Annotated in this window: 10 protein-coding genes; 4 read left to right on the top strand and 6 right to left on the bottom strand. The window is 61.5% G+C overall.

Annotated features, from left to right (window positions below):
• The first annotated feature begins 303 nt into the window (after positions 1 to 303).
• Positions 304 to 810 (top strand): SAM-dependent methyltransferase, encoded by a 507-nt coding sequence (locus NW846_RS12040; RefSeq protein WP_011431366.1) that lies wholly within the window; start codon positions 304 to 306, stop codon positions 808 to 810.
• Between the two features lie 22 nt (positions 811 to 832).
• On the top strand, positions 833 to 1,942 hold the full coding sequence (locus NW846_RS12035) for a sensor histidine kinase (protein ID WP_011431367.1): 1,110 nt from the start codon (positions 833 to 835) through the stop codon (positions 1,940 to 1,942).
• A gap of 77 nt (positions 1,943 to 2,019) precedes the next feature.
• On the opposite strand, the gene NW846_RS12030 is transcribed toward NW846_RS12035, so the two are convergent.
• The 4 genes from NW846_RS12030 to NW846_RS12015 form a co-directional block, all read right to left on the bottom strand.
• Positions 2,020 to 2,574 carry a response regulator gene (locus NW846_RS12030; RefSeq protein ID WP_414347874.1) on the bottom strand — a complete coding sequence of 185 codons (555 nt, stop codon included), beginning with the start codon at positions 2,572 to 2,574 and terminating at the stop codon, positions 2,020 to 2,022.
• Between the two features lie 289 nt (positions 2,575 to 2,863).
• On the bottom strand, positions 2,864 to 3,205 hold the full coding sequence (locus NW846_RS12025) for a DUF3007 family protein (protein WP_011431369.1): 342 nt from the start codon (positions 3,203 to 3,205) through the stop codon (positions 2,864 to 2,866).
• Between the two features lie 27 nt (positions 3,206 to 3,232).
• On the bottom strand, positions 3,233 to 3,454 hold the full coding sequence (gene ndhL / locus NW846_RS12020; RefSeq protein ID WP_011431370.1) for an NAD(P)H-quinone oxidoreductase subunit L: 222 nt from the start codon (positions 3,452 to 3,454) through the stop codon (positions 3,233 to 3,235).
• A gap of 108 nt (positions 3,455 to 3,562) precedes the next feature.
• A complete protein-coding gene (locus NW846_RS12015) occupies positions 3,563 to 3,967 on the bottom strand; it encodes an NIL domain-containing protein (RefSeq protein ID WP_011431371.1) in 405 nt (134 codons plus the stop codon).
• Positions 3,968 to 4,165: 198 nt separating this feature from the next.
• On the opposite strand from NW846_RS12015, the gene NW846_RS12010 reads away from it, so the two are divergent.
• Both NW846_RS12010 and NW846_RS12005 read left to right on the top strand, forming a co-directional pair.
• A complete protein-coding gene (locus NW846_RS12010) occupies positions 4,166 to 4,330 on the top strand; it encodes a hypothetical protein (protein WP_168173329.1) in 165 nt (54 codons plus the stop codon).
• A 44-nt stretch (positions 4,331 to 4,374) separates the two neighbouring features.
• Complete coding sequence (locus tag NW846_RS12005; RefSeq protein WP_041439234.1) at positions 4,375 to 6,741, top strand: endonuclease MutS2; 2,367 nt, start codon at positions 4,375 to 4,377, stop codon at positions 6,739 to 6,741.
• A gap of 135 nt (positions 6,742 to 6,876) precedes the next feature.
• On the opposite strand, the gene NW846_RS12000 is transcribed toward NW846_RS12005, so the two are convergent.
• Both NW846_RS12000 and NW846_RS11995 read right to left on the bottom strand, forming a co-directional pair.
• The gene (locus NW846_RS12000; protein ID WP_240527800.1) at positions 6,877 to 7,128 is read right to left on the bottom strand and encodes a hypothetical protein; all 252 of its coding nucleotides are present in this window, start codon (positions 7,126 to 7,128) and stop codon (positions 6,877 to 6,879) included.
• A 136-nt stretch (positions 7,129 to 7,264) separates the two neighbouring features.
• On the bottom strand, positions 7,265 to 7,471 hold a 207-nt coding region (locus NW846_RS11995), incomplete at its 5' end, for an urease subunit beta (protein ID WP_414516122.1).

Genomic DNA, 7,471 nt, shown 5'->3' with positions numbered 1-7,471 from the left:
TATCGCTTCACCGCTGAGCAGTAATGCTCAGCAGTGTTCAGCGTAAATGTATCAGTTTGCAGCTAGGAAACCCCAAAAATCCTCAGCAAGACTCCGGCACGGACGGAAAACTGCGCTCCCAGCCATAGCGGTCTGGAAAAGCCTCCCCAGCACCTCAAGGTGCCAACTGCGCGATAACAACAGAACCGCAAAATCTAAGATTGAGAACCCCAATCCCTGCCACCGTGCTTTCTGCTCTCTCCGCAAAAGAGGCGGCAGCCAAGGGATCCTAAAATAGGGGGAAAGCTCTCTCCCGGCTCCACCGTGGCACCTCGTGGTTTCAAACCCATTCAGAACCGCTCCGGTAGGGAGAGCCTGGCTCCCTACGTGCGCACCTTGCCCCTGGTGATCGACGCCATGCTGGATCTGGCGCAGGTGCGGGGCGACGATCTCCTCTACGACTTGGGCTGTGGGGATGGCCGCATTCCTATCCGGGCAGCCCAGCGCTGCGGCACGCGGGGCCTGGGGGTGGATATCGACCCAGAGCGCATCCTAGAGGCACAGCAGGCGGCCCAAGCCGCTCAGGTTCAGGATCGGGTCAGTTTTCGGCAGCAGGACTTGCTCACCCTGGATCTCTCGCCAGCGACGGTGGTGACCTGTTATTTGCTGCCCCGCTCCCACCTGCTGATTCGAGACAAGCTGCGCAGCGAGCTCCGGCCTGGCGCCCGCCTGGTCACCCACACTTTCGATATGGGGGATTGGCCGCCCACCGCCACCACCACCGTGTCAGATGTTATCAACACCTACACCATCTATCTCTGGCGGATTTAGCCCCCACTTTTTGCCAGCCCTCTTGACTTGCCTGTTCGCTCCTGGCCTAATTCAACTCAGCCCTCTCTCCCGTTCCCCCTTGAGACGCCGTCTACTTGAGTTCTGGCGCCGCCGCTTCCCCCACAGCCTGCGCACTCAGGTGGCGCTGGTGATTGCCAGCCTTTCCTTTGTCCCCAACTTGGTTTTCATCCTGTCGGTGCAGTGGATCCTCCCCGGCACAGAGCTCAGCCCCGAGGGATCTGTCCTGCTGCTGCTGTGGATCCCTTTGCTAGCAGGGCTATCGGCAGTGGTGGGCTATGTCCTGTCTTCCCTAATCTTGCGGCCCCTCACCTTGCTGGCCCGCGAGCTGGGCCATCTGGAAACCTTAATTAGCCAGCCGGCCCGTTGGAATTTGCTGCTCCGCCCCGGGGATCCCCAAGAGGCTTTGATCCTGCGCCAGGCCTTTGCCCATCTGCTGCGCCAGATCCAGATTGACCAATTGCGGCGGGAAGCCTTTACCGCCACCTTGGTGCATGACCTGAAAACCCCTCTCATTGCCTTTGGGCATTTGCTAAGTGCCCTCAAGCAGGAGCAGCAGTTGCAGCCGGAAGAGCGGCTTGCCCTTCTGGATCGCATCTTGCAGGAGAACCAACGCAATCTGTCCCTGGTGCAGCGGATGGTGGAGGCCCACCGCCTAGAGCGGGGCGAGATCGAGCTACATCCTCGTCTTTGCGATCTGGGATCCCTGGCCCGACGGGTGGCCGAACGCATGGGATCCCTGGCCCGAGAACGGGGGATCGACCTGCGAGTGGAGGGAGAAGGGTGGGCCAATGCCGATGAGGCCGAGCTGGAACGGGCGCTGGTGAACCTGGTGGACAATGCCTTGCGCTACGCCCGCCAGGTGGTGGTGCTGACCATCAGCCCTCGCCAGATCCAGGTGCGGGATGACGGGCCCGGCCTGCCGGCTCCCCTGGAAGAGCTGGCCCAGCCCTACATCGCCCAACCCATTCACATCGCCGGCCAGCACTACCCGACCGGCTCAGGAGGTCTGGGGCTGTACATCGCCAAACGTATCCTGCAAGCCCACGGAGGAGACTTGTGTTTGGTGGAGACGGGATCCCAGGGCACGACCCTAGCGCTGGTGCTGCCCTGATCCCCAACCCCGCCAGGGGAGAAAAGCGCCCAAGGGATCCCCTCTGCTTCGCGTTAGTGGTGTGGAGCGCTTGCAGCTCACTCGACAGGGCGGCCCCGATACATCAATGGATACTTTGCCGGCGGGGGCGCAGCCGTTTGCTCTTGGCGTTCTTCTGTTGCAACGGACGGGGAAGGAGGGGGGCTGTCTTTTTCAGACCACAAACCCAGCTGCTCGAGAACCGCGTGAAGAGCTTCCGTGTCGATGGGAAAAGACCACCTGGCTGCCTTGTAAATTTGCTCGAGGGAGTGGAGAATGTCGTCGGCTTCGTCCAAACCGGGGATCACCTCGGCTGCCCCCTGGTAAATGGCCCAGCGCCGCTCTGCCGGCTCGATGGGGCGACGAGGGTAATGAGTGAGAATCACAGGGATATCCGGAAGCCGGCTCCGACACTCTCGACAAAAGGCATAGGGGTTAAACAGCCCCGTCGTCATATCCACCACCATCAGATCCGGAGAATGAGTTGCCACCACCTCCACCAGATCTGCCTGAGGAGAAACCAGCACCACTGTATGGCGCTGAGACTCCAGCACCAGCTTCCAGAGCTGGGCTTGCAAAAGCTGACCCTGAGCCACCAGAACGGTCTTGGTCACGGTGAGCAGAGAAACGACTTGCCTTAGTTTACAACTTTGCCTACGGCGCAAGGTAGCATTTCCAATAGAGAAGAAACAGTAACTAGCTATACCGGTAGTGCTGGGCTGACCCAGCCGCTTGGATACGTAAACTACCCGACTCCGACCGCCCCCCCTTCTCCCCCAACCCCCCGTATATGGGGGCAGGGGGGCGGGGGGATTGAGGGGGTACAGTGCGGGGCTCCTGCAGTTTCTAGCTGAAACTCCACCGATCTGCGACAAGTTTTTGGGTACAGCTTGCCCGGCGGCCTCAGCACTTGCCTTGCTCGGTCAAACCACCCTCAGCTTCCTCTTCGGTTTCGGAGGCCAGCTCGGCCTGCAAGGCCTGCCACTCCTCCGGGGAGAGGGAGTGAAGTTTTTCTTGGATTTGCTGCCTCTCGAAAGTGGCCCACTGGGCCTTCAGAGTCATTTCCCTGCTCAACACCCGCTTCAGGTAGCCCACCGTCCAGCCCAGGCATCCCAGCAGAAACACCACACTCGACACCTGCTGCGCCGCGCCCGTATCTAAGCCGGCCCAAAGCAGCAGCCCGTAGAGAAGTCCTCCCCCCAAGAGCAGGGCTAGGCCAATGCCGAGAACATCCCGTCTGCGCATGGCTGGTAGGTTGCAGAAGGGCGAGCTCTAGAGCGAACGCGGCTTGGGCCGAAACGTCATGAAGGGAGCCACGAGCACCATACCGGGGAAGAAAAACAAAACTAGGAAAAACATCAACACCTTTTCCCAGGCACCGCTGTAGTTCCAGCGCTTGTCCACGTACACCAAAAACAAGAACGGCAGCACCAGCAGGTAGAGAACTGCTAGCGCAGCATAGGTCAAGCCAATGAGCGTCGAGGTAGAGAGCATATCCAGTTGCCTCGAATTAACCTGGGCAAATCCAGTCCAATCGGGGTCATATTACAGCATTGTAATAGTGAATGAACTTGTCGGCTTAGCCGGCTCTTCGCCTCATCGCTATAAACTCGTGCTGATGGCCCCGACAGGGCAGGTGGGGATGCATTGTTCGCACATAACACAGCGATTACGCAGAAACTCCAGTTTCCAGTCGGGAGCGGAAATCTTCAGTGCCTCGGTGGGGCAAACGCCCGTACACAAGCCGCAATCCACGCACAAATCTGGGTCGATCTGAATTTCTTTAGCCCGCTCGGCCACCTCAATGCCCAAAGACTGCACCCACTCCAGCCCCGCCTCCACCTGGTCGATATCTCCCGAGAGCTCCACCACCAGGGTGCCCACTTCGTTAGGGGTTACTCTGGCACGGACGATGTTGGCGGCTACATCGAAGTCTTTCGCCAGACGATAGGTGAGGGGCACATTCACCAAGTGGCGAGGAAAAATCAGGGTCACTCGTTTGCGCACGGATTTGACTTGCGTAGCTGAGGTACGACGACTCTTCCAGTATGCCAAGGCCGACTGCCAAGTTCGGCCATACTGCAAGCAAAAAATCTCCCCTCACCGGCAGAACAGATGGGGTGCTTTCTCGCCTGCCCGCAGGTTGGAAGCTATGAAAGGCGCCCCGCGGCCTGCCACAATAGGGGCAGAGCGTCTTCGATCCCCATGAACTCGGCCCGGCCCCGTCTCAACTCCGAGCACTACCGACAGATGTTGGTGCGCGATGGTGAGCGTCGCTTCCGCGAGTGGCACACTGCCTTTCTCAACTACCAGCGGCAGTTTTTGCAAGAGATGAAGCGGCTGCAGCTCCGTTCTTCCTCGAATGGCTAATTTCTTCAGGAATGCCTACGCCCACTACTTTCAACCTGCTGCCGATCTGTTCTGAGCCCGATCCTTCCCTCCGCCAAGAAACTTTGGAATTGTTGGAGTGGCCCCGCCTCTGCCAACACTTGGCCAGCTTTGCCGCCACACCCCTAGGCCGCCGCGCCTGCCTAGAGCTGGATCCCTGGCGGAGCCGCGCCGAGAGCGAGGTCTGTCTTGATCAAACGGAGGAGGCCATCCGGCTGGATTGCAGCCAGCCAGGGGGGATTTCTCTGGACGGGATCCACAACTTGCTGCCGGCCCTGGAACGGGCCGAACGGGGGGGCATTCTGAGCGGGGAAGAGCTGGTGCAGATTGCCACCACCTTGGGGGCTGCTCGCCGCCTTCGCCGACTCATCGATGCTGACGAGCGCCTGCCCCGCCTGCAGGAGTGGGTGAGCAATCTGCGCACCTATCCTGAGCTAGAGCAGGAGATCTTCCGCTGCCTGGACGAACACGGCGAGGTGAGAGATAGCGCCAGCGCCGCCCTGGCAGACCTGCGCCGTCAGCACCGCCAGTACCGCAGCCAGATCCAAGAACGCCTACAACAGGTGATGAGCCAGCACCCCCAGGCGCTGCAGGACACGTTGATTGGCCAGCGGCAGGGGCGCTTTGTGCTGATGGTAAAGGCCACCCATCGGGATCTCATCCGCGGCATTGTGCACGACAGCTCTGCCAGCGGGGCCACCCTCTATGTAGAGCCCTACGCTGTGGTGGAGCTAGGCAACCGGCTGCGGGAAACCCAGGCCCAGATCCAGGCGGAGGAAGAGCGGATCTTGGCCGCCCTCTCGGCCCAGGTGGGATCTGTTGCCGAGGATTTGGAGCATCTGCAGGCGGTGATGGTGGGGCTGGAGGTGGCGTTGGCTCGCGCTCGCTACAGCCTTTGGTTGGGGGGCAATCGCCCCCAGTTTGTCCCGGCAGGATTGCGCCTGCGCCAAGCTAGGCACCCCTTGCTTCTGTGGCAGTCTCGCGAGGAAGGCAAGGGCCCGGAGGTGATCCCGATCGATTTCACCCTCTCGGAGTCCATCCGCGCCGTGGTCATCACCGGCCCCAACACTGGCGGCAAGACGGTTGCCCTGAAGACCTTGGGGCTATTGGTGCTTATGGCCAAGGCGGGGATCTTCCTGCCCGCCCAGGATCCGCCCCAACTGCCCTGGTTCGACGGGGTCTATGCCGACATCGGCGACGAGCAATCGCTGCAGCAAAGCCTCTCCACTTTTTCCGGGCATATTCGCCGCATCAGCCGCATCGTGCAAGCTTTGCAGTCGGAGCCGGCGCCGGCCCTTGTTCTGCTGGACGAGGTGGGGGCAGGCACGGATCCCAGCGAGGGCGCGGCCCTGGCTGCCGGGCTATTGGAGTATCTCGCCGAAAAGGCCCTGCTGACCTTGGCCACCACCCACTACGGCGAGCTGAAGGCTCTGAAATACCAGCATCCCGGCTTTGAGAATGCCTCGGTGGAGTTTGACGAGGCCACCCTGGCCCCCACCTACCGCCTGCTGTGGGGGATCCCTGGTCGCTCCAATGCCTTGGCCATCGCCCGGCGGCTGCACCTGGAGCCGGAGATTCTGCGGCGGGCGCAGCAGCATCTGCAGGGGGAAAGCCAGGTGGATAAGGTGATCGCGGGGCTGGAGGCGCAACGGGCCCAGTTGGAAGAGCGGGCCGCCCAGGTGGGATCCCTGCACCAAGAGCTGGAAACCCTGTACCGCCAAATGCAGCAGCGCAGTCGGCAAATGGCTGAGCGAGAGGCGCAACTGGAGTACCGGCAGCAACAGGGGCTGCAAGCCCTCTTGGCCGCCGCCCGCCGGGAGGTGGCCGCCGCCGTCCGCAAGCTGCAACAGGGGGACGATCCCCAGCAGGTCGCTGCTGAGCTGGAGCAGATTCGCAGGCGCTACTCGCCACCGCCGCCGCCCGTTGAGACTGAGTTCGTGCCAGAGGTGGGGGATCGGGTGCGGCTGCGGGGCCTGGGACAGACGGGAGAGGTCATTGCCGTCGAAGGAGAGGTGTATGTGGTGCGCAGCGGCATTCTCAAGTTCACGGTGCCGCGGGGCCAGTTGGATCCCATCGATGAACATCAGGCCAAACAGCGCCAGCGCCCCAAAGCTCCTCCTTCCCCACCGCCCACCACTGCTCCCCTGAACCTGCGCACCAGCCGCAACACCCTTGACCTAAGGGGGAAAACTGTAGCCGATGCCGAGGCGATTCTGGAACAGCACTTTGCCCAAGCCCCTCCTGGCCCGGTTTGGATCATCCACGGCCACGGCACGGGACGCCTGCGGGCCGGCGTCCAGGCCTACCTCCAAAATCACCCGCGTGTCCAGAGGTTTGCCCCAGCGGATCCCCAGGACGGCGGTACGGGTGTGACTGTGGCCCACCTGCGGTGAGGGTCAGGCTGTTTCAAACTCCCTGACAGTCGTTTCAAACAAGGTTAAGGCACTTTGCCGCTGGCCTTCACCCGCCCCTCTTCCTCAGGGGGAGAGGGAAGCTGAAGCTCCACGAACAGGCTGTTTGGTAACTGTTCAAACTTGACTTTGGAGCGCCGCTGCCGAGCTGACGGGCTGGGATCCCGCTTGGCGGTGCCGACTTTGCCAAAGCCAGTAGGCGCGCAGCAGTTGGCTATCTCCAATTAACTTGAGCATCACCGCCACCGTCGCGCCGGTCCAGCAGAGGGGGCCGAAAGTGGCACCTGCTGCTGCCAACAGGGCCAACCCGGAAAGATTCAGCCCCAAGCCCTGTACCCACATCCACCAAACAGTCTCACGCTCTAACATTGGCCAGATCCCAGAGGAAGAATTGGATAGCCCTACTCTCTTGAATCTGAGGTGGGATGGGGATGTGGCCAAGCCTCAGCCCAGATGCCCAAAGCTGCATACTTCGAGGGGCGTTATGTCCATAGCGCTTAACCACCTAGCCCATCCACTCCTGCAATCGGGCCAGGGCCCGCCGCTTTTGCGTTGCAGAGCGGACGCTGCTCTTCGTCAGCCGGTTGCAGCCATGCACCAGACCCTTGCCTCCCAGCGCCACCAGAGTGACCCGCTGGGTTTGCCCCGGCTCAAAACGCACCGCTTGGCCGGAAGGGATGTTGAGGCGCCTGCCAAAGCTGGCGGCGCGATC

This window comes from Synechococcus sp. W60.3, from assembly GCF_047502615.1.
In the GTDB taxonomy this organism is placed as follows: domain Bacteria; phylum Cyanobacteriota; class Cyanobacteriia; order Thermostichales; family Thermostichaceae; genus Thermostichus.
This window is presented reverse-complemented; position numbering and strand designations above follow the sequence as displayed.